Origin of the sequence: Pseudomonas japonica (assembly GCF_013522925.1) — a bacterium.
GTDB classification, from domain to species: domain Bacteria; phylum Pseudomonadota; class Gammaproteobacteria; order Pseudomonadales; family Pseudomonadaceae; genus Aquipseudomonas; species Aquipseudomonas japonica_A.
Map to the genome: position 1 here is coordinate 21,822 of NZ_JAAMQU010000015.1, position 21,030 is coordinate 42,851.

Consider the following 21,030-nt stretch of genomic DNA (forward strand, 5'->3'; position numbering starts at 1 on the left):
AATCATCACCCGGTTCGCGACCAGCATCAGGCGATAGCCTGGGTGCTCCACTCACCGTTCACCAGGCGCTGAAGGCCCAGTGGGTTGGCGTTCTGCAAGGCTTCTGGCAGCAGCGCGTCGGGGTAGTTCTGGAAGCAGATCGGCCGCAGGTAACGGTCGATCGCCAGGGTACCCACCGACGTACCACGGGCGTCGGAAGTGGCCGGGAACGGGCCGCCGTGCACCATGGCTTCACACACTTCCACACCGGTCGGGTAACCGTTCACCAGAATACGCCCTACCTTGTGTTCCAGGATCGGCACCAGCCACTGGTAGGTCTGCAGGTCGGCGGTTTCGCCAATCAGGGTCGCGGTCAGCTGGCCACGCAGGCCCAGCAGGGCTTGCTTGAGCTCAGCGTCGTCAGCCACTTCCACCACAACGGTGGTAGGGCCGAACACCTCTTCCTGCAGCAGCGCATCGCCATTCAGCAGCAGCGAAACGTCCGCCTTGAACAACTGAGCCTGGGCCTGGTTGCCTTCCTGCGCGTTGCCGGCCAGGTGAGTGATGCCTGGGTGGCTGAGCAGGTGCTGCACGCCGCTGCTGTAGCTTTTCAGGCCACCGGCATTGAGCATGGTCTGCGCGGGCTGGCCACCGATTTCGGTTTTCAGCGCTTCCAGGAAGGTAGTGAATTCAGCCGACTTCACGCCGATCACCAGGCCTGGGTTGGTGCAGAACTGGCCTGCGCCCATGCACACCGAACCTGCCAATTCCTTGGCTACGGTCGCGCCGCGCGCCTTGAGGGCTTCGGGCAGCAGGATCACCGGGTTGATGCTGGACATCTCGGCAAATACCGGGATGGGCTCTGGGCGCTCTGCAGCGATCTTGCACAGCGCGGTGCCGCCACCCAGCGAACCGGTGAAGCCTACGGCCTTGATAGCCGGGTGCTTGACCAATGCTTCGCCAACGCGGTTGCCGAAGATCATGTTGAACACGCCTTTAGGCATGCCAGTGCGCTCGGCAGCGCGGGTGATGGCAGTGCCCACCAGGTCGGCGGTCGCCATGTGGCCGCTGTGAGCTTTCACCACAACCGGGCAGCCAGCGGCGAAGGCCGAAGCGGTGTCACCGCCCGCGGTGGAGAACGCCAGCGGGAAGTTGCTGGCGCCGAACACAGCCACCGGGCCCACACCGATACGGTATTGGCGCAGGTCCAGGCGTGGCAGCGGCTTGCGGTCCGGCAGCGGCAGGTCGATGCGGGCACCAAGGTAGTCGCCGCGGCGCAATACCTTGGCGAACAGGCGCATCTGGCCACTGGTACGGCCACGCTCACCCTGGATGCGGGCGGCAGGCAACGCGGTTTCGCGGCAAACGATAGCGACGAAGTCATCGCCCAGAGCATCCAGCTCATCGGCGACAGCTTCAAGGAACTCTGCCCGGCGAACGGGGCTCAACTGACGGAATTCAGGGTAGGCGGCATCGGCAGCCTTGGCAGCGGCATCCACTTCCGCGTCGGTAGCCTGGCAGAAGCTGTAGGGCAGAGCTTCGCCGCTGGCGGCGTCTATGCTCTTGAGGCTGGATTCGCCAAGGGCGCTACGGGCACCATTGATGAAGTTGTGTCCGAGAACGTCAGGCATTGTTGTCTCCTTGTTCGGTTAACGGGAAGCGTGAGCGCTGCCAAAGCGAGGGAAATTTGAATGCGACAGCTTCGACAGTTGTTGCCGGACATCATACAACTGCAGGGCTCGATGTCCAAGCTATGCTACGACCGGCTCGTTACCAGTGAAGCATCGCTGCTAGGTTTTACCTTAATACGTGCGTGATTTGATACAAGCACGCCAAAGCGCTGGCGTAGTGCCATGCTGCTTGTTTACAGTGCCGCTCGCCGCGCCCCGCACAGCTTTCAATCGGACGAAGATCTCAATGGCTGCTGTACCTTTGCTCATCTGTGACGATTCCAACATGGCCCGCAAGCAGTTGCTGCGGGCATTACCCGAAGGGCTTGAACTGTCGGTAACCCAAGCCGAAAACGGGCGTCTGGGCCTGGAAGCCATTCGCAACGGCCTGGGCGAAGTGGTGTTGCTGGACCTCACCATGCCCGAGATGGACGGCTATGAGGTACTGGCGGCCATCCAGGAAGAAGGCCTGGATACCCAAGTGATTGTGGTGTCCGGCGACGTGCAGGATGAAGCCGTACGCCGCGTAATGGGGCTGGGGGCAACCGCATTTCTCAAGAAGCCCGCCAACCCGGATGAACTGCGCGACGCACTCAGCCAGTGTGGCGTGTTCGCCACCGGCCAGGGCCCGATCGAGCAGCCCGGCGCAGACGCCGCGATCAACTTCAACGACGCGTTCCGCGAAACCGTGAACGTTGCCATGGGCCGCGCCGCCGCCTTGCTTGCCAAGGTGCTGCACGTGTTCATCGAGTTGCCTATCCCCAACGTCAATGTGCTGGAAGTGGGTGAATTGCACATGGCGCTGGCCGACGCCCAGCGCGGCAATCAACTCACGGCCATCTGCCAGGGGTATATCGGCGAAGGCATCGCGGGTGAGGCACTGCTGATGTTCCACGACAGCAGCCTGCCGGACATGGCCCGGCTGTTGCGCCAGGAATACCGCGAAAGCAGCCAGTCGGAAATGCTGCTGGATTTGTCCGCCTTGCTGATCGGCGCCTGCCTGAGCGGTATTGGCGAGCAGATCGACCTTACCTTTTCGCTCAGCCATCCGCAGGTACTGGGCGAGCACGCCCGTATCGAAGACCTGATCACGCTCAACCGCCACCGCTGGAAGCAAACCCTCGCCGTGGAAATCAGCTATAGCGTTGAAGGCTACGATATACACTTCGACTTGCTGCTCCTGTTTACCGAGACGTCGCTGGCCAGGCTCAAAGGCAAGCTCGCGTACATGATGAATTGATATGAACACACCTATGGACCTTACCGAACTCCACTGGCTTCTCGCCATTACCCAAAGCATCGATGTAGGCGTGGTCGTCTTTGATCGTTCCTTCAACGTGACGGTGTGGAACTCGTTCATCGAAAACCATTCCGGCATCCCGGCCCGGGAAGCCCAAGGCAAGTCGTTCTTCTCGTTGTTCCGCGAGGTGGAGCAGACCTGGTTTACCCGCAAGGTAGAAAACGTGGTCACGCTGGGCTCGCCCAGTTTCACGATCTGGGAGCAACGCCCCTACCTGTTGAAGTTCGAGACCTATCAGCCCATCACCGGCTCCGAGCCGTTCATGTACCAGAACACCACGCTGTTCCCGCTGCGCTCGATCAACAACCGGATAGAGCACATTTGCCTGGTGATCTATGACGTGACCGAAGTGGCCACCAACCGCCGCCAGCTGCAAACGGTGAACGCGCAGTTGCAGAAGCTTTCCAGTACCGACCGCCTCACCGGGCTGTACAACCGGGGCCATTGGGAAGAGGCGCTGAAGCACGAATACGCCCGCCACAGCCGCTACGGCAACGATTGCGCCCTGGTGATGTTCGACATCGACCACTTCAAGCAGGTGAACGACACCTACGGCCACCCGGGCGGCGATCGGGTGATCCAGCGCGTGGCCGACGTGGTGCGCGAGCATGTGCGCGACTCTGACATCTGCGGCCGCTACGGCGGCGAGGAGTTCGCCCTGCTGCTTCCCGATACCGACAAGGAAGGTGGCCACATACTGGCTGAACGCCTGCGGGCGTCCATCGAGGCCTTGGTGGTCACCCACGAGAATAAAGCCATCCGCTTTACCATCAGCCTGGGCGTTGCCGACCTGCGCAAGCCGGCGGCCGATTACCAGGAACTGATCGAGCGCGCCGACCAGGCCCTGTACGCCTCCAAGCGCAGCGGCCGCAACCGGGTGACCGTGTTCGCCTGAGCGCGGCGGTCACACCGATCAAACTTTCCGCGCGGGGCCGGGGTCCACCAAAGACCTACGGCACCACGAGGAACCATCGATGAGCCTTTTCAAAGACATCCTGAGCAAGTTGGGCATTGGCCATGACGACACTCAGCCCACCACGACCACCGCAACGCCAACCCCTCCAGGTAGCGCCGCGCCGGTAAGCGTGGACGGTGGGGTGCCGCCCATGACCGGAACCACCACGCCGCGCACGGATACCACCGTGGATGTGGGCGCCAAGCTGGACGGCCTGGCCAACGAGCATGCCGAAAAACTCAACTGGCGCACCTCCGTGGTCGACCTGCTGAAGCTGCTTGGCATCGACAGCAGCCTGGAGCACCGCAAGGAGCTGGCCACCGAGCTGAATTGCCCAGCCGACAAGCTTGACGACTCCGCCGAAATGAACATGTGGTTGCACAAAGCCGTACTGCAAAAGATTTCCGCCAACGGCGGTACTGTACCCAGCGAACTTCTGTGAGGAACGCACCCATGGCAGTCAAGATTCAGCGGCTCGAAGGCCGGGATATTCCCTGTGAAGCCCAGCGCAAGGACGCCACGGCTGTCTTCCACATCACTGACGACAACGGGCTGGACGAGTACCGCTACAATGATGTCGACGCCGCCCGGCGCGTGGTTGAACTCAGCGACCGTGAGCGTATGGAGCGCAGTGGCTCCCGCTAGCTGAGCGGTTTGCACCCGTAACTGCCCGGCCCGCCCGGGCAGTGTTTTATCTGTTCTCGACATTAACCGGTACAGGGAGCCTACGGTTGAGCAAAGTAGCGTCAGAACCCGAGCAGGTTCGGCTGCGGTTGCTTCGAGCACTGAACCTGCTGGATACGGAACCCGAGCCGGAATTCGACCGAATTACCCGGCTGCTGGCGCGTGCGCTCGATGTGCCCATTGCGCTGGTATCGCTCATCGACGAGCATCGGCAGTGGTTCAAATCCGCCTATGGGCTTGGGGTGCGGGAAACACCCCGTGAAATCGCCTTTTGCGACCACGCCATCCGCCAGCACGAACCGTTGATCGTCAACGACGCCAGCCGCGACCTTCGCTTCGCTCGCAACCCCTTGGTAACCAGCGCACCCAATATTCGCTTTTATGCCGGCGTGCCGCTGCGCACCAGTGACGGCCATGCATTGGGCACGCTGTGCGCCATCGATTCGCGGCCGCGTGAGTTGAGTGGCGAACAGCTGCAAGTGCTTGAAGACCTGGCCGAGTTGGTGGTGCGCGAGATCCGCCTGCGAGAAGCAGCGCTATTGTCGCGTTCCCACCTTCGGCTATCGGATGCACGGATCGAAACCGCCGAAGACCGCTTCCGCTCTGTGTTCGAAAGCGCCGGGCCAGGCATGGTGCTGTCCGACGCCAATGGCATGCTCAAGCGAGTAAACCCTGCCTTCTGCGCACTGATCGGGTATTCGGCAAGTGAACTGCACCGCCTGACCTATCAGGACTTCACCCATCCGCAAGATCTGGGCGAGAACCTGCCCCAGTGGACTCGCCTGCGCGATGGCGAGATCAACAGGCTGGAACTGGAGAAACGGCTGATCCGCAAAAATGGCGAGCACCGCTGGATTCACGTGACCCTCACTCGCCACCTGCTGCCCAACGGCGAGCTGGATTTCATCCTGGCCGTGGTTACCGATATCCAGGCCCGCAAGGTTGCCCAGGCAGCATTGGCGAAGCTGGCTACCGAGCTGGAGCAGCGTGTGGCCGAGCGCACCGAGGCACTGCATCAGCGCGAGGTGGAGCTGACCGCCGTGCTGGAATACACCCAGGACGCCTACGTACGTACCGACGACCAAGGCCGCATCCTGGCCTGGAACCGCCAGGCCGAAGCCACGTTTGGCTGGAGCCGCGAAGAAGCTGTTGGCCAACTCTTGGAAGACCTGGTCGTGCCGCCCACCATGCGCGAGCAACATGTAAAGGGCATGCGGCATTACCTGCAGACCGGCGAGAACCGGGTGCTTGGCAAGCGCCTGGAATTGCAGGCCCTGCGCCGCGATGGCCGCACCATTCCGGTCGAACTGCACATCAATGCCCTGCATTCGGAGCACGGCGTGTTCTTCAACGCCTTTCTGCATGAAATCTCCGCCCGCAAGGCCAAGGAAGAGGCCCGTGAGCGCGAAGCCCTGCAAGACCCCCTCACAGGCGTGGCGAACCGGCGAGCGCTGAGTGAATGGTTGCCGCGGGCGATGGCCACTGAAGACGACACCTTGGCCGTGCTGTTTATCGACCTGGACGGTTTCAAGGCCATCAACGACCGCCTGGGCCACGATGCGGGCGATGTGCTGCTCAAGGAAGTGGGCCAGCGGATGGTCCGCTGCCTGCGTGGCAGCGACCGGGTATTTCGCGTGGCAGGGGATGAGTTCGTGGTGGTGCTTACCCACCTGTCCGAGCCCTCACAAGCCAATGGCGTTGCGGCCAAGCTGCTCGCCACGGTAGCCGCGCCGGTAATGCTCGACCAGGCCCCGGTGAACGTCAGCGCCAGCATTGGCTTCACCTTGTATTCAGCCGATGACAGCCGGGGCGCCGAGCAATTGATCAAGGATGCCGATACCGCCATGTACGCGGCCAAGGAAGGCGGGCGTAACCGGGCGGCTGCCTTCGAGCCCCCGGCCTCGCCACGCTAACCGGGCGTCAAGCGATGCGATCGCCACCCAAGGCATCACGCTGCATCGAAGCGAGGTTTTTCTCGATGGTTTCGCAGATCGCTTCCATCTTGATCTGGTGTTCACTCCTGCGGAACGGGCTCTGCAGGTCGGTACCAATGCGCTCGATCGCCAGCAACATAAAGCCCACCACAGTCGACGCCAGTGGGGTGAACCAGCCCAGCGACTCGACCAGGCCCACCGGCACGATCAGGCAGAACAGCGAAATGAACAGCCGGGGGAAATACACGTAAGGGTAGGGCAGCGGCGTATTGGCAATCCGCTCCATGCCGCCCTGGCTGTTGGACAGCTCCACCAGGGTGGACTCCAGCCGCGACAAGCGAATGCTGTCCAGGTGGCCGGCCTTGTACTCCTTGGCCAGCAGCGCCGCGCTGCCATTGAGAATGTCATTGGCAAAGTTGTTGGTAGCGCCATGGCGGGCGAACTCGTCATCGGGGATAAACGCCCGTACCTCCTCCGGGCACGGCTGCCCGCGCAGGTGCGCCGCCAGGCAATTCACATAGGCCACATGCCGGCGCAGCAGCGTGGCCTTCACCGGGTTCACCTCGCCATCCGGGTCATCCAGCAGCGTAAGCACCTGCCGGGCAAAGCTGCGCGAGTTGTTCACCATCGCGCCCCATAACGTGCGCGCTTCCCACCAGCGGCCATAGGCGCTGCTGTTGCGGAAGCTGATCAACACCACCAGCGCCGAACCCAGCAGGGTCAACGGCATCAGCGGCAGGTTGAGCTTGCTGTCCAGGAACAGCATGAAATCCACCGTGACCGCCACGTCCCACAGCAACAGCCAGAACAACGCCCAGCCCACGTAGCCCAGGGTTTTGACGATCAAACGGTATTTATTGACGATGGAATCTTTCAATCCGGTACCTCAAAGCGAACGTCAGTGGCTAAGGTCGGACGGTGGATGAAGGGGAAGGTTCGGGAGGCTGGGCGGCCGATTAGTTACAAGGCGTGAATCGGTTCAGGCGCGCTAGCGCGCAGCGCCGGTAAGCGGAATGGCGAATAACCGGGTAACCGCTACGCTTGAATCACCCCACGGGAACCCCTCCCGGGTGATGGAGGCTTACATGGTTCGTGCCCTGCTTACCGCTGTTACATTGCTGGTGCTGGCTGCCCCTGCTATAGCCGAGGTGGCTCCCTTCCCAGCCGCGTTTCGCACCCAGGATATTCCGGTGGAAGGCGCCACCCTCCACGTACGCGTAGGCGGCAAAGGCCCGGCGGTGGTGCTGCTGCATGGCTTTGGCGATACCGGCGACATGTGGGTGCCGCTCGCCACCGACCTGGTGAAGGACCACACCGTGGTGGTGCCCGACCTGCGCGGCATGGGCTTGTCCTCCATCCCAGAAAGCGGCTATGACAAGAAAACCCAGGCGGGTGATATCCGAGGCGTGCTGGCGGCATTAGGCATCGAGCATTCCGTGGTGATCGGCCATGACATCGGTACCATGGTTGCCTATGCATACGCCGCCCGCTACCGCGATCGCACCGACAAGCTGGTGGTGATGGACGCGCCTGTGCCCGGCGTGCCGCCATGGAACGACATCGTGCGCTTGCCCGCCCTGTGGCACTTCGACTTCGGTGGGCCGGATGCCGAGCGGCTGGTCGCAGGCCGTGAGCGCATTTACCTGGATCGGTTCTGGAACGAATTCGCCGGCAACCCGGCAAAAGTGGACGAAGCCACCCGCGCCCACTACGCCACCCTCTACGCCAGGCCCGGCGCGATGCACGCGGCCTTCGCGCAATTTCGCAGCATCCGCCAGGATGCCGTAGACAACCAGGCCTCGCTCACCCCCAAGCTGGCCATGCCGGTGCTGGCGATTGGTGGAGAAAAGTCCTTCGGCAACAACGAAGCCATCGTGATGCGCAACGCCGCCGACCATGTCACGGAAGTGGTGGTGCCCGGCGCGGGCCACTGGCTGATGGAAGAAGCCCCCGGGCCGACAGTGCAGGCGGTTCGCGCGTTTTTAGGGGCGCGTTGACCTTAACCCTGCAAGCCTTCCAAACGCGCCTGCACCGCGTCGTCGAAAAAGATATACAACGCCTCGATATCGGGCTTGCGAATACGCCGGTCCGACTCCAGCCCGCGCACGAACTCAAGCTGAATCTCCGCCTCCGCGGCCACCTCTTCCGGCGTATTCGCCTCCTCCAGCGAGCGCAACAACCGCTCGATCGGCGTACGCAGGTTCTTCGGGATCTTGAGTGCGTCCAGTTGTTCGTTGAGCATGGAGATACCTAAAGTTGGGGACACCGTGGGAAGCGGCGGGGCCTCCAATAATCCCATAAATAAACGGTAGGACCGGGCGAAGCCCGGGAATATTCACAAACCTTCGGAGGGCAATCTCAGCAAAACAGTAAAATCTTCAAATTCCCACCCCCGCTTCCAAAGCAATTCACCCCCATTCCCCCTGTCCAATCCAATACCAAGAATGCCCTCAAGCCGCCAGGTTTGCCTGAGCCCAAGCGGCGTATTTCAAGGAGCACACCTATGACCGCCCAACACTACGACCTGCTCAAGGGCCCCGAAGGCAGCCCCATCAAAATGTGGACCCAAGGCGTGCCCGTAGACCCCGCGGCCAAGCAGCAACTGCTGAACACCGCCCGCATGCCCTTCATCTTCAGACACATGGCCGTAATGCCCGACGTGCACCTGGGCAAAGGCTCAACCATCGGCAGCGTGATCCCCACCAAAGGCGCGGTAATCCCTGCAGCGGTGGGCGTGGACCTGGGCTGCGGCATGTCCGCGGTGCGTACCTCCTTGAGCGCGGCCGACCTGCCGGATAACCTCGCCAGCCTGCGCACGGCCATCGAAAAAGCCGTACCCCACGGCCGCACCATGGGCCGTGGTCGCGACAAAGGTTCATGGGACGCCGCCCCCAAGCATGTGGACCACGCCTGGGCCGCCTTGAAAGGCCGCTTCGACACCATCGCCGCCAAGCACCCGGTGCTGAAGAAAACCAACAACCACAAACACCTCGGCACCCTGGGCACCGGCAACCACTTCATAGAGGTGTGCCTCGACGAAGCCAACCACGTGTGGTTCATGCTGCACACCGGCTCGCGCGGCGTGGGCAACGCCATCGGCTCGTACTTCATCGAAAAGGCACGCGACGAAATGCGCGCCCACATGATCAACCTGCCCGACCGTGACCTCGCCTACCTGAAGGAAGGCACCCGCAGCTTCGACGACTATGTGGAAGCCGTGGAATGGGCCCAGGACTACGCCCGCCAGAACCGCGCCGTGATGATGCTCGCCGTGCTCGACGCCGCCCGCGGCATCATCCGCAAACCCTTCGAAGCCCGCCTCATCGCCGTAGACTGCCACCACAACTACATCGAGCGCGGCACCTACTTCGGCGAAGACATCCTCCTCACCCGCAAAGGCGCCGTCTCCGCACAAAAAGGCCAGATGGGCATCATCCCCGGCTCCATGGGCGCCAAGAGCTTTATCGTGCGAGGGCTTGGGAATGAAGAAGCGTTTTGCAGCTGCTCACACGGGGCAGGGCGGGTGATGAGCCGCACGCAGGCCAAAGCGCGGTTTACCTTGGCGGACCAGGTGAAGGCGACGCAAGGGGTGGAGTGCAGGAAGGATGAAGCGGTGATTGATGAAATCCCGATGGCTTACAAGGATATCGAGAAAGTGATGGAGGCCCAGCGGGATCTGGTGGAGGTGGTGCATACGTTGAGGCAGGTGGTTTGTGTTAAGGGGTAGGGTTACCCGCGCTCGGCTCGCTAATCAGGCGGCGAGCGTCGCATCAGCTTGTGCCGCAGACATAGCTGCTACCGCTGCGCTTGATACCGGTGATAGGCACCCTGGCCTAGCAAATCTGGTCGGGCTGCAGCGGGCCTGGTAGGAAGCGGGCGACAGCTCGCGAATAGTCATTTCTGCGACCTGCCGCATGAATGCGGCCCCGCCGCTCTTCAAGGATAGAAGGCCATCTATGGAGCGGCGGCTCGTTATACCGATGCCTCACCCACTAGCAACCTACCCATCGATCCGACTGCAACTCCGCATCCTGGCTTAACCGTCACGATGACGGCATGGGGTAAGAACCCACTCGTCCCTACGCCGCTTCCACACAATTGCGTTACGAAATGTTTTGCTGCACATTGCCATCATTCACGCTCCAAGGATGAGCCTGGCTGATACGCAAGGCCTCGACACGACGCCTAAGGCGTTCGACAGAAGTAACTATGGATGATGGCGCATGACTACTGTTCCAAAGAACCAAATCCTCTTTGGGCCGCCGGGTACAGGTAAAACCTACGCCACTATCGATGCTGCGCTGGAGGTACTCGACCCCGCGTATCTGCTGGAACAGCAAGAGAGCCGTGCGGCGCTCAAGCGTCGCTTCGACGAGCTGGTGCAGCAGGAACGCATTCGTTTCGTAACCTTCCACCAAAGCTTCAGTTACGAAGACTTCGTCGAAGGATTGCGTGCGTCCAACGATGAAGTCACCCAACAGCTGCGCTATGACGTGGTGGATGGGGTGTTCAAATCGCTGTGCGAGGCGGCTGCGGTAAAGGTGACTAGTCAAGCGCCGGCCCCTATTGAATTAGGGCAGCGCCGTATCTGGAAAATGTCCCTTGGCAACACGCTTGGCGAAGACGCGAGCATTTACCAGGAATGCCTCATCGGTGGGTATGTGCTACTGGGCTGGGGGGACACTATTGATTTCAGCGGGTGTGCCAGCCGCTCGGACGTGCAGGAGCGCTTCGCGCAGGCTGGGTTCATCCCGGAAAATCCGGCGACCGATTACAGTATCACTAGCGTCACGGCCTTCGTTACCCGCATCCAAGTGGGCGACCTCATCGTGGTGTCCGACGGGAATTTTAAGTTTCGCGCCATAGGCGAGGTGACAGGCGGGTACGAGTTCAGGGCGCATAGCGAGTTCGAGACAAGTTACTCGCAGATGCGGCGAGTCAAATGGCTGCGTGAGTACAGCCCCTCTCTGCCGCACAGCGAATTGCTTAACGGCCAGTTTAGCCAAATGACGCTGTATGAGTTGCGTGCCCCGACGCTGAACCGGGAGAAGCTGGAGCTACTGCTTGGCGCCGCGCACGCAACGGTAACGGGGTTCCGGATTGGCCAGGTGTTTGGCCGGGACTATCAAGTGGTCCGTGCGACGGATGACTTACTCGAATTGCGGAAACCCAACGGCAACCTCATAGGCTTCTCTATGACGATGCTGGGCGAGTTGGCCAATGCGGTGCGCCTGGGCACTATTTCAATCCAGGACATTCGCGACAAATCCGCAATGGCCAAGCTACCTAGCGCGGCGTTGGAACCGTTTCTGGTAAATGGCTACAACAATATCCTCGCTCCACTGGTTGAATACCTCGCCGCTCCCATGGCGCCCGCCGCTCCGACGGCGCCCCCGCCGGAAGCCCGGGTGCTCATCATCGATGAAATCAACCGAGGCAATGTATCGCGCATTTTTGGAGAGCTGATTACCTTGATCGAGCCTTCCAAGCGCGCCGGAGCCGAGGAGGCCTTGTCGGTGGTGCTGCCCTATTCGAAGCAAAGCTTCAGCGTGCCCGACAATGTTTATTTGATCGGCACCATGAACACCACTGACCGGTCTTTGGCTGGGCTAGACATCGCTCTGCGCCGTCGCTTCAATTTCCGAGAAATGCCGCCTCAGCCTCAGCTTCTAGACGATGTGAGCGTTGAGGGAGTGACCATCGGGCAATTGCTAAGAGCAATCAATCGGCGCATTGAGGTGCTGCTTGATCGAGACCACTGCCTGGGGCACGCCTATTTCTTCCCGCTCAAGGCAGACAACTCGCTAGAACGCCTGGGAACGATCTTCCGCAACCAAGTGCTGCCGCTGCTGCAGGAGTATTTCTTCGAAGATTGGGAACGCATTGGATGGGTCCTGAACGACCAGCAGGCCGAGGACAATGGTACGCAACCCTTCGTCCAGCGACCGTCGGCTGGGCTTGGCCTCGAAGCGCTGTTTGGCGCTACGATCGCGGGGCGGCTTAACGACCAACGTTGGCAACTTAACCCGCTTGCGTTTAGCTCAATCGACAGTTACCTGAACGTCTTGGGCAACGGTCAGTGAGTCGTCACTCGGTCTCGATTCGCGAGTACGGTCGGCTTACTACGGCGGCAGTGGAAAACTCGTTGGACTTGGCTCAGGTCACCTCTAGCGCGTTCGATTGGCTATGTGAACTGAGTGCAAGCTTCAAGGCCAACGGTGCCTCGCTGTTACAGCTGGAAGGCAGGCGCACGTTGAAGTGGGATGCCTATGTGGGGGTAGTCGAAACGCCCTGTGGTACTCGCCTCGAAATCCTGCCGAAGCACCATGAAGAAGGCGACTGCCTGGCCAGTAGTCGGCAATTGCTGCGCAAGCTGATTCAACGAGCCTTGCACCTAAAACCCCGTGAGGTATCCGTTGCCAGCCTAGAGCGCTTCGATGCACCGCTCAGCGAGTGGGTGATGGGGCAGTTTCTCGGTGAGCTCGATGTGTTGGTGAAGCGTGGCGTACGGTTCGATTACCAGCGCGTGGAGGAGGAGCGGCTCTTTCTCCGCGGTCAGCTCAACGCCGTGAAGCAAATGCGCCAGCCTCCGGGGCGCCAACATCATTTTCAGATCAGCCACGATGTATTCCTTCCCGACCGTGCCGAAAATCGCCTGCTAAAGCTGGCGCTTGAGACAGTAGCCAAGAGTACGCAAGACGCCTCGAATTGGCGCCTTGCCAATGAGTTGCGGGCCCTATTGGCAGAGATCCCTTCAAGCAGGCAGGTAAGCCGCGACTTGCGAGCCTGGAGCGAGGATCGCCTGATGGCCCATTACCAAGCAGTAAAGCCTTGGTGCGAGCTGATCTTGAACCAGCAGATGCCACTCGCAGTACAGGGCCAATGGCGAGGTATCAGCCTGTTGTTCCCAATGGAAAGGCTGTTCGAAAGTTATGTCGGTGGCTGGCTGCGTGAGCAGTTGACACCCGGTGCACGGCTAACCACGCAGGCGGCGCGGCATAGCCTGTGCAGCCATATGAACGGCTCGATGTTTCGTTTGGCACCAGACTTTCTCCTGGAATCGGGCCGCCAGGCCTGGGTGTTGGACACAAAATGGAAGCGGCTACAGGCATTCAACCGGGCCGGTAACTACGGCCTAAGCCAAGCGGATTTCTATCAGCTGTTTGCCTACGGGCAAAAATACCTTGGCGGTTGCGGCGAGATGGCTCTGATCTTTCCACGCTCCGCCAGCTTTCAGTTTGCGCTTCCGCCTTTTGATTTCAGCCCCTCGTTGAGGCTGTGGGTGATGCCCTTCGACCTGGATGCTGATGACTTGGTTGGGATAGAGGGTGTTGGGTTTGGGCGATGCGTCCGGGAGTCTCAATGGCGTGCAGTTGCGGAAAATATTACCGGGCTGAATGGCCGTTGATTACGGGCCGCCGATCCAGAGTTACCGGGTCTTCAGCCGCGGGTCTACCTCCGTATCGGACAGTTGTGATGATCTATCTTTCCACGCCTCTACTGAGCATTCCGCCGCCGCTCCAGCGGATGAGTGGACTGACGGCGGGGGTGGCGACCGCTAGCTAATCTCGGTGCCGGGCGCTGAAATGTTTGCGACCAGCTCCGAGGGAGCAAGGGCCGACTCGATCTCAACAATACATTCGCGAGCTTTGGCCAAGGCCAGATTCAAGTCGTCGGGGGTTGCCTTGTTTCCCTGTGGGCAGACCTTTCGCTCATGCTTAACATGATATCTGCTGGAGGCAAGGTAGAGGTCAGGAAAATCAGGGACCGGCCGCGCAGGGGAAGTGAATACCGGCAGCCGCTCATTGATGGCTGGGAGGTCCCGTTTGTTGAAGTAAGGGAAGACCCCCAGCCAGGTGTGCTTGTAGATCTTAACGCACAAGCCCGAGGGCCACCCTTCCAGCCGCACATCCAAGCTGTAGTGCTGCTTATCTTTTTCTTTATCACGAACAAGCTTGATCTCGACGATCCCTCGCCATGGCGAAAATAGCTCACCCTCTAAAAGCTGGGTCTGGAGGTAGGAAAATTTCTCATCGAGTTTACGTCCGAGGCAGTACGCGTAATGGTCCTGCAGAAGTTCGTAAGCGTCCTGATTTTGGTCGAAGAGCTGCCAACATAGCTGCTTAAGTTCAGAGCTACCAGTCATTGTTTTCTCTATGTGAGTGGCAAACTGCTCCAGAAACTCCCGGACTGCGCCAGAAGTCCGCGTTTGCTGCTGGCGTAGCAGATGAGCGAGCTGCCCGTACGATTGGTAATACACAGGCACAGAATGCTCATGGTCCGCCGTGGGTGAATCCCTACCTTTAGGCGTGAGATAAACGACCAGGCGGTGCTTATAGTGAGGAAAGAGACCGCAAAGCGCTTGCTGATACCCTAAGACCTGTTCATGCTGGTCCAAAGCATGGATCTTATTCTCAATGGCGATGACTAGGCCAATGGAAGGGAAATCAATCAATACGTCCATGTACTGTAGTTCCCGAGCGACCACGGCAGGTGTACCCGCCGCAGCTTCGAATACCTGCTCCGGAACTCCGGTATTCGAGTGCCTGCAGTTAACGAGCGAGCGTACATAGGCATCCCTGAAGGCGCTGCCTAGGCTATGGGTACCTCGATCATTTAAAAGCGATGCAATGATATTGGAGTGAACGAGCTCCTTATTGCTCACCCCCATGACTCTGAAAAGGTCGAAAGCTTGGGTGTAGTCCTTTAAGCTTGTAAATTCCTGACTAGCTGTCAGAGAAGCTACCTGGGCCGCTGCATCCATATCTAGGAACTTCGCAAGGGGGGTGGGGGCGCATATTATAGGGCTGACTTGGGTTGTCACGCTACAGGTTAAGAGTAGTTTTTTTTTGATGTTGTGGTCCTGGGCGCCGAGGCTAGAACTGATAGGAGAATTTTATGATGGAAGGTCCTTGTTACGAGATCGAACACGCAAGTTTTGAGCTTTTCTTGAACTTATGGTACAGCGGAACATTCGCGGAGCAGCGTTTGGGGCAAGCATTTTACAACCATTTTAAGCTTCACCAGCTGACCAATCAGAATGGCTTGCACGAACTCTACGAATCATCGGGCAAGAAAGCATTGAGGATGATTGGCGACTATTTCTTAATCAGATAAATGGACTGGTAGGCAGCACAGGCAGTGGTTTGTTCTCGCTTGGAGAGAGCGTTTGCCACAACCACACGAACGTACTCACCCTTGATGTGCCATTCTGTATAAATATACATGTAAGATTTTAGCGCAGGTCCGATTGGCGCCGCAGTGGCTTCAACGGAAACGCGTGACGCGTGGCGATGTGAAGCCTTCTATAACGTGGCAAGCACAGGCGAAGCCCCAATAATCGTTTAAAAGGATGCGTTATGGACGTAACTAAAGAAGACCTGAAGCAGGCGCTGAAAGCTGCCGAGACTCTGAAGCTCAAGGCTGAGACGACGAAGCTACATGCTGAGATAGCCAAACTGAAGGCCGAACAGAAACTCACTACGGTCAAGCGCATATGGAATCCCGTATTGGTGGTGTCCGTAATCTTGATCGTGGCATCCGCGGCTTTGCATATTTCGTTCAACTTGTGCCATTGATACTGTCAAAGTGCCGTAAACCAAAACCTTAAGAAATTCATGTGCACTGCGGCCCTGCATGAAAACTTTACATGTACAAATAATCAGCATGGCTGCGGCATTTGTGCGGTTGTAATATTGCGGCTTTCTATGCAGCCAACTCTTCACTTTAGCTCGGGAGGTGAATCTTCAAGGCGGGCGCCGTGCTCGCTCATGGTGGCCAGCACTCGTGTCAACTCGGGCTCGGCAAGCGTCAGAAGGGCCGCCATGTGAAAGTGCATCTGTATAGACATAGGGCGGGGATCGGCGCCGCCGGTATACCGTCGCCAGTTAGCGCCTTGAGAAATACCGTAAATATCTGCCATTTGCTGACTTGTGCGGCCAAACTTATTTTTGAGCTCTGCCAATTCTGGTGCGCTTGGTGGTACATAGTTTCTGATTCGTTTCATGGATGAATGACACCTGCGAGGCAGCTGATGCAGGGCACGGAGTCTACCAGTCCTAAGGCTGGTGGCGAATGGCCGCATATCTAAGAAAAATTTGCGCCAAGCGTCGCTACGGAGGACAGATATTTCAACCTCACCATACCTGGCGCTTTTAAGAGGGCTTTCTTGACAAATGCCCGGCTGTTCCAATCTAAGTTTACTAAAAATTGTCTTGGTAATTATCATGAACGCGACCTTATACCTCTATCCAGTCCTGATTCACGACGATCCTGACGGCCTTTGGTTGAGCTGCCCCGATATCCCAAGGACCTATGGCATAGGCGATGACATGGTAATGGCCCTTAAGTCGCTGCATGATGGTCTGGAAACGGCGTTTTCGTTCTATGTTGAAGAGTACGTACCAATCCCAACCCCAAGCGAACCCTGTGTCGGCCAGCAAACGGTCTGCCTTTCAGAGCTGTCTTCGATAAAGGTCTCTACATGGAATGCTTTTGTGGCGTCAGGGCTTGGCAGGACAGAATTGGCTCGTCAGCTGGGTATCGCGACCCAAGCCGTAGACACTCTGTTCGATTTTCTGCAGGACTCTCATAGCCCGCACCTCGAACGCGCCTGGGCGATCGTGGAGGCCTCCTCTAGCGGTAATATTGAATAAGCCGAGCGGGTAGTGTTAGAGGGTATACCGGCGCTCGGCCGGCTTGCTCAGTCATACAACCAAGCCTTCAGAGCCTTCAGGTTCTTCACCCAGATCTGCTGCGCCTCGGGCTTAGGGTCGAGCTTCTTCGGGTCGATCTGGTACCGCTGAAGCACATACTTCACCAGTGCCTGGCGGGTCAGAATCTCCAGCGTGCCATCTACCATGCCGAAGTCCGTCTCGATGATCGATTTCTGAGCGGGCGCCAATCGCTCGTCCGGGGCAATCAGTACAGGCACTTCGGTGTTCCACTCGTGGTCGCCTTCCATCCCGTTCGTGGTCACGTCATCCATCAGTTCGGGTACGCCGCGCAACCGGCTCAACACGAAATCACGATAGGCCTGGTTCTTCTCACAGAACGCACGCACGTGCCAGCGCATGCCGGTGTATACCAGCGTGTGCGGGGCAATCAGCCGCACTTCCGGCTCAGGGTTCGCCAGCGACACGTATTCGATCTCCAAGCGCAAATGCTCCCTACAGGCCTTCAGTAGTGGTCGCAGGATCTCTGCCTTGATCGACCGATCCGGTACCTCCAGCACTCGTGTGTGCGCATACGCCAGGGCAAGGCCTTCGATGTGCCGCGCTCGTGAGTTGTTTTGATACAGCAGGTGAAGATAAGCGCTGGCGCTGTCGTCGATGAACAGGGGCCTGAACTGCTTGCTCGGCACGTAGCCTTTCAGCTGTTTGTCATATGTAAGGTTTTTAGGCGCATGCTCGGTAATGTAGGTATTGATGTCCTTCGACGCTTGCTGGCGGCTGATACCGAAGCTCTGCATCAGGTGCCCCGTGGTCAACCGGCCTTCCCACCAAGCCACCGTCTCGATCAATCGATAGCGTAGCGCTAAGTCCCAACGTACCTGCTCGATGGCCTGCTTGCGTTTCATCCTGCCCTCATATGCGCGAATAATTTACCTGTACAAGTCTACAATCTAGACCTGTCGTGTTCCACTACATATCTTGAGTCCCAATGGCAGCCAGCGTAGGCGGCGAAAATTCAAAGGGATGACAAATGAATACGATGGAACAGGTCAGGGGCTGCTTGCTGGGCGGTGCTGTGGGTGAGGCACTAGGCGCGCCCGTTGACGCCATGGCGTGGCCTGCCATTCAGCTGGCTTACGGCCCTCTTGGGATCAGTGACATGGTTCAGCCTTCGGACAATGGTCAACGCAGCGAAAATACGCAGATGCTGCTGTTCACGGCCGACGGATTATTGCGTGCCTTCGTGCGCAACAGTACCCAAGGCATCTGCCATGTACCAAGCATGATCCACGAATCGCTGCTGCGCTGGCGACAGGCCCAAGGGTATGCGATGCATGTGGAAGTAGCAGCCAACGGCTGGCTGATCGAGCAACGCAGCCTTTGGGTTCAGCGTGATGCCGACCGTGATTTCCCTCGCGTATTGGCGCTTTCGTCTCGGCTAGGCGCCCCTGCGGACAACTTCAGCAAGGGCTGCAGCGGGTTAATGCGCGCCGCGCCCTGTGCCTTCGGCGAGCAATTGCGCGATCATCTTCGCGCTATTGTCGGAAGAGGCTTCACTGGCCGAGCGCATGTCTTGCACAAGGGCGTTGAACCCCTGTTGCATTGATTGCATGGCAGCAACCGATTGGCCAGGCGTACCACACCACCAACAGCAGCACCACAACCACAACGAACGACGGCGCCCACAACTGCGCTGAAGGGTTCTCGGTCCATTTTTTGAAGAGCGTTGAAAAAGCGTCCATTTCTGAAAAACTCGGTCGTCGTGATCAGTTGGCCGCAGTGGGCCGGTAGAAGGCCAAGCGGTGCCGCGCTAAAGCCTTCCTTGGCAGTTACGAGCCAAGTCATTGATGGCAATCTGCCCGAAAATGGATCCCTAGGCAAACGCAATGGCACCAACGGCATTCTTTGCGGTCAAAGCCCGCCAATTTTGATGTGCCATGGCTGCCTGCTCTGCGGAACTGTTGGCTCGGACCCAGTTGGATAATCCCGCTCGATAGCCTTAATGGCGTGTTCCAAGCTGTTTTCGTTCCCCACCAAACGCTGGAGGATGTCCACAAACAAGCCGGCGGCCAGATAGCCGCTGGGGTGGCCATGGGTAAGATGGGCGGAGTCGGCAGCATAGGCGAAAGCATTGCCGAAGATATGCAGGCGGGCCAGAACGCTATGCAAGCGGGCATGAACGAAATGCTCGCTAACCTGCAGGCTTCCATTGCCCGTATTGGCAGTGAGAACCAAGTGGCCGAAGACGTGCCCGTGTTCGCCACCATGGCACCAGAGAAGTGCCAGTTGGAGATGCGCTGATGGGTACCGCATTATCAGCGCTGTCCTCAGCAATCCAATCCGGTTTGCAGCGCCATCAGCAGCGTACGGATGGCGTTGAGCTTTCGACGTTCAACGGTTTACGCCTTGCCAGTGAAGAATTGGCCAAGCGTTACGACAAGGCCGAGAAAGCCTTCGTACCCCCAAAGGAAAAGCGGCAGGAGGCCCTAAATAAATTCAAGGCGGAGCAGAAGCTGGACAGCTCTGAATGGCGGCTTGTATTCGCTGGCCTATCGGACCGTGAAGAACAAGTTACCGCTGTACTGGACGATGAGCCGCTGTTCGCGAGGGTTCGGCAAATCCGGCAACGCCTACCTGCGCTCGGCCCTGTTCATGCCAGCCATGAGTGCCATGCGCTACGACCGGTATGCCAAGGGTTTCTATGACACGTTGGTAGGCAAGGGCAAGAAGAAGATGCAGGCCATCGCCGCTGTCATGCGCAAGTACCTGACCGGTATCTGGGCATGCTTGCGAAGCGGCGAGGCCTTCGACTCGTCCAGGCTTTTTAGCGAAAAATACCTGCAAAAAGGTTGACGGCCAACAGAGTATCTGCATCCAGCATTTCGCGGTGTAGCGATAAGAAGCGTCGCGGGCGAGCCCGGCTGCTCCGGGATGCAATGGCAGCGCCTGATTCGCGAGCTTCGCCTTCGGCTACGCCCAGCTCCTATCCGGCAGCGACAACCAACCCCAAATCGCAGGCACAAAAAAAGGCGCCTCGAAAGGCGCCTTTTCTCGGATTTGGTGGAGCCGGGGGGATTTGAACCCCCGTCCGCCAGTACTCCGCTGTCGGTACTACATGCTTAGCCCGTTCTACTGAGTTAACCCGCGGCCGCCCGAGGGGCAGGGTGCTTTGGGCGAGTCGTGTAAGTTTTAGCTGCGTCGTCCACGACATACTAGGCAGCGATCCTGTTCTATCTGACAGTCGGTTCGGGTTTACAGGCATCCCCTAGCGACTGCTGGTACCGAAGTAGCCAGAAGCTCAGGTTCTAGTCGTCGCAATTAAGCGGCGATGGCGAAGTCCTGGCCGTAGGTTTCGTCATTGGCAACTATAGAAGTTGCAACAGTGGATTTACGAGTTCTGTTACCAACTCGGCATGCACCTAAAGTTTCGTTACCGGCGTCGAATCCTGATCGGCCCCGTACCTGCAGCCAGTGGCGGCAGGTTTGTGAAGCATACGCCCCTCGGCTAGAAAAGTCGACCGTTGAGCGCACCGTCGTGGCTCAGTTGCCTGCCGCGCCGCCTTTCTTGGTGTAGTTGTCCAGCTGGGTCAGGATTTTGCCAGTGCTGGCGATGCAGGCCTTGGTGTCACCGCGGGCCTGGTCGGCCTTGGCGGCGTCGATCTGGCCGCGCATGGTTTTTTCCAGGGCTGGGTTGGTGGCGGTGTTGGTGGTCATGGTGTCGTCGATTTTCTGCAGGTTCGCGGCGCACAGATCGTCGGCGGCGAAGGCAGGCGCGGCCACAACGGTGGCGGCGCAAAGGGCGAAGGCGGAAAGAAGGGTACGGGTCATGGGCATT

Annotated in this window: 22 protein-coding genes, 1 other RNA gene and 1 pseudogene; 15 read left to right on the plus strand and 9 right to left on the minus strand. The window is 58.9% G+C overall.

Going from position 1 to position 21,030, the window contains the following annotated elements:
* Positions 1-26: 26 nt before the first annotated feature.
* Positions 27-1,610 (minus strand): aldehyde dehydrogenase (NADP(+)), encoded by a 1,584-nt coding sequence (locus G7016_RS21165; protein ID WP_181117686.1) that lies wholly within the window; start codon positions 1,608-1,610, stop codon positions 27-29.
* A gap of 286 nt (positions 1,611-1,896) precedes the next feature.
* Here G7016_RS21165 and G7016_RS21170 point away from each other — a divergent pair, with 286 nt between their 5' ends.
* From G7016_RS21170 to G7016_RS21190, 5 genes are all read left to right on the plus strand, one after another.
* Positions 1,897-2,889 (plus strand): response regulator, encoded by a 993-nt coding sequence (locus tag G7016_RS21170; RefSeq protein WP_181117687.1) that lies wholly within the window; start codon positions 1,897-1,899, stop codon positions 2,887-2,889.
* Position 2,890: 1 nt separating this feature from the next.
* Positions 2,891-3,844 (plus strand): sensor domain-containing diguanylate cyclase, encoded by a 954-nt coding sequence (locus G7016_RS21175; RefSeq protein WP_181117688.1) that lies wholly within the window; start codon positions 2,891-2,893, stop codon positions 3,842-3,844.
* Positions 3,845-3,923: 79 nt separating this feature from the next.
* Positions 3,924-4,346, plus strand: a complete 423-nt coding sequence (locus tag G7016_RS21180; RefSeq protein WP_181117689.1) for a DUF3597 domain-containing protein — start codon at positions 3,924-3,926, stop codon at positions 4,344-4,346.
* Between the two features lie 11 nt (positions 4,347-4,357).
* On the plus strand, positions 4,358-4,549 hold the full coding sequence (locus G7016_RS21185) for a hypothetical protein (RefSeq protein WP_181117690.1): 192 nt from the start codon (positions 4,358-4,360) through the stop codon (positions 4,547-4,549).
* A gap of 86 nt (positions 4,550-4,635) precedes the next feature.
* Positions 4,636-6,501, plus strand: a complete 1,866-nt coding sequence (locus tag G7016_RS21190) for a sensor domain-containing diguanylate cyclase (protein ID WP_181117691.1) — start codon at positions 4,636-4,638, stop codon at positions 6,499-6,501.
* A gap of 7 nt (positions 6,502-6,508) precedes the next feature.
* Here the strand turns inward: G7016_RS21190 and G7016_RS21195 are convergent, their stop codons facing one another.
* On the minus strand, positions 6,509-7,399 hold the full coding sequence (locus G7016_RS21195) for a bestrophin family protein (RefSeq protein WP_181117692.1): 891 nt from the start codon (positions 7,397-7,399) through the stop codon (positions 6,509-6,511).
* A gap of 208 nt (positions 7,400-7,607) precedes the next feature.
* Between G7016_RS21195 and G7016_RS21200 the strand changes: the two genes are divergently transcribed.
* Positions 7,608-8,519: an alpha/beta fold hydrolase gene (locus G7016_RS21200; protein ID WP_181117693.1), complete on the plus strand. Its 912-nt coding sequence runs from the start codon at positions 7,608-7,610 to the stop codon at positions 8,517-8,519.
* A 2-nt stretch (positions 8,520-8,521) separates the two neighbouring features.
* On the opposite strand, the gene G7016_RS21205 is transcribed toward G7016_RS21200, so the two are convergent.
* A complete protein-coding gene (locus G7016_RS21205) occupies positions 8,522-8,764 on the minus strand; it encodes a hypothetical protein (protein WP_181117694.1) in 243 nt (80 codons plus the stop codon).
* Positions 8,765-9,025: 261 nt separating this feature from the next.
* Between G7016_RS21205 and G7016_RS21210 the strand changes: the two genes are divergently transcribed.
* From G7016_RS21210 to G7016_RS21220, 3 genes are all read left to right on the plus strand, one after another.
* On the plus strand, positions 9,026-10,249 hold the full coding sequence (locus G7016_RS21210; protein ID WP_181117695.1) for an RtcB family protein: 1,224 nt from the start codon (positions 9,026-9,028) through the stop codon (positions 10,247-10,249).
* A gap of 496 nt (positions 10,250-10,745) precedes the next feature.
* Positions 10,746-12,605, plus strand: coding sequence for an AAA family ATPase (locus G7016_RS21215; protein ID WP_181117696.1), 1,860 nt, complete (start codon positions 10,746-10,748; stop codon positions 12,603-12,605).
* Positions 12,602-13,930 (plus strand): McrC family protein, encoded by a 1,329-nt coding sequence (locus G7016_RS21220; RefSeq protein ID WP_181117697.1) that lies wholly within the window; start codon positions 12,602-12,604, stop codon positions 13,928-13,930. Before G7016_RS21215 ends, G7016_RS21220 begins: the two co-directional genes overlap by 4 nt.
* 150 nt (positions 13,931-14,080) lie before the next feature.
* Here G7016_RS21220 and G7016_RS21225 read toward each other — a convergent pair whose 3' ends face one another.
* On the minus strand, positions 14,081-15,286 hold the full coding sequence (locus tag G7016_RS21225) for a PDDEXK-like family protein (RefSeq protein ID WP_181117698.1): 1,206 nt from the start codon (positions 15,284-15,286) through the stop codon (positions 14,081-14,083).
* Between the two features lie 134 nt (positions 15,287-15,420).
* On the opposite strand from G7016_RS21225, the gene G7016_RS21230 reads away from it, so the two are divergent.
* Both G7016_RS21230 and G7016_RS21235 read left to right on the plus strand, forming a co-directional pair.
* Positions 15,421-15,639: a hypothetical protein gene (locus G7016_RS21230; protein ID WP_181117699.1), complete on the plus strand. Its 219-nt coding sequence runs from the start codon at positions 15,421-15,423 to the stop codon at positions 15,637-15,639.
* Positions 15,640-15,881: 242 nt separating this feature from the next.
* Complete coding sequence (locus G7016_RS21235) at positions 15,882-16,100, plus strand: hypothetical protein (protein ID WP_181117700.1); 219 nt, start codon at positions 15,882-15,884, stop codon at positions 16,098-16,100.
* Between the two features lie 143 nt (positions 16,101-16,243).
* Here the strand turns inward: G7016_RS21235 and G7016_RS21240 are convergent, their stop codons facing one another.
* Positions 16,244-16,528, minus strand: a complete 285-nt coding sequence (locus tag G7016_RS21240; RefSeq protein ID WP_181117701.1) for an XRE family transcriptional regulator — start codon at positions 16,526-16,528, stop codon at positions 16,244-16,246.
* 220 nt (positions 16,529-16,748) lie between these two features.
* On the opposite strand from G7016_RS21240, the gene G7016_RS21245 reads away from it, so the two are divergent.
* The gene (locus G7016_RS21245; RefSeq protein ID WP_181117702.1) at positions 16,749-17,177 is read left to right on the plus strand and encodes a type II toxin-antitoxin system HicB family antitoxin; all 429 of its coding nucleotides are present in this window, start codon (positions 16,749-16,751) and stop codon (positions 17,175-17,177) included.
* 47 nt (positions 17,178-17,224) lie between these two features.
* Here G7016_RS21245 and G7016_RS21250 read toward each other — a convergent pair whose 3' ends face one another.
* Positions 17,225-18,100 carry a WYL domain-containing protein gene (locus G7016_RS21250; protein WP_181117703.1) on the minus strand — a complete coding sequence of 292 codons (876 nt, stop codon included), beginning with the start codon at positions 18,098-18,100 and terminating at the stop codon, positions 17,225-17,227.
* A gap of 203 nt (positions 18,101-18,303) precedes the next feature.
* Between G7016_RS21250 and G7016_RS25655 the strand changes: the two are divergent.
* Positions 18,304-18,642, plus strand: a pseudogene (locus tag G7016_RS25655) (ADP-ribosylglycohydrolase family protein); the annotation flags it as partial.
* A 464-nt stretch (positions 18,643-19,106) separates the two neighbouring features.
* Here G7016_RS25655 and G7016_RS25660 read toward each other — a convergent pair.
* Positions 19,107-19,364, minus strand: a complete 258-nt coding sequence (locus tag G7016_RS25660) for an ADP-ribosylglycohydrolase family protein (protein ID WP_375139710.1) — start codon at positions 19,362-19,364, stop codon at positions 19,107-19,109.
* On the opposite strand from G7016_RS25660, the gene G7016_RS21260 reads away from it, so the two are divergent.
* Together G7016_RS21260 and G7016_RS21265 are read left to right on the plus strand one after the other, a co-directional pair.
* A complete protein-coding gene (locus G7016_RS21260) occupies positions 19,287-19,496 on the plus strand; it encodes a hypothetical protein (protein ID WP_181117769.1) in 210 nt (69 codons plus the stop codon). The genes G7016_RS25660 and G7016_RS21260 overlap by 78 nt on opposite strands.
* A gap of 258 nt (positions 19,497-19,754) precedes the next feature.
* On the plus strand, positions 19,755-20,048 hold the full coding sequence (locus G7016_RS21265) for a transposase (protein WP_308812203.1): 294 nt from the start codon (positions 19,755-19,757) through the stop codon (positions 20,046-20,048).
* A 205-nt stretch (positions 20,049-20,253) separates the two neighbouring features.
* Here the strand turns inward: G7016_RS21265 and ssrA are convergent.
* Both ssrA and G7016_RS21275 read right to left on the minus strand, forming a co-directional pair.
* Positions 20,254-20,653: a transfer-messenger RNA gene (gene ssrA / locus G7016_RS21270) on the minus strand.
* Between the two features lie 82 nt (positions 20,654-20,735).
* Complete coding sequence (locus G7016_RS21275) at positions 20,736-21,023, minus strand: hypothetical protein (protein ID WP_181117705.1); 288 nt, start codon at positions 21,021-21,023, stop codon at positions 20,736-20,738.
* Between the last annotated feature and the right edge of the window lie 7 nt (positions 21,024-21,030).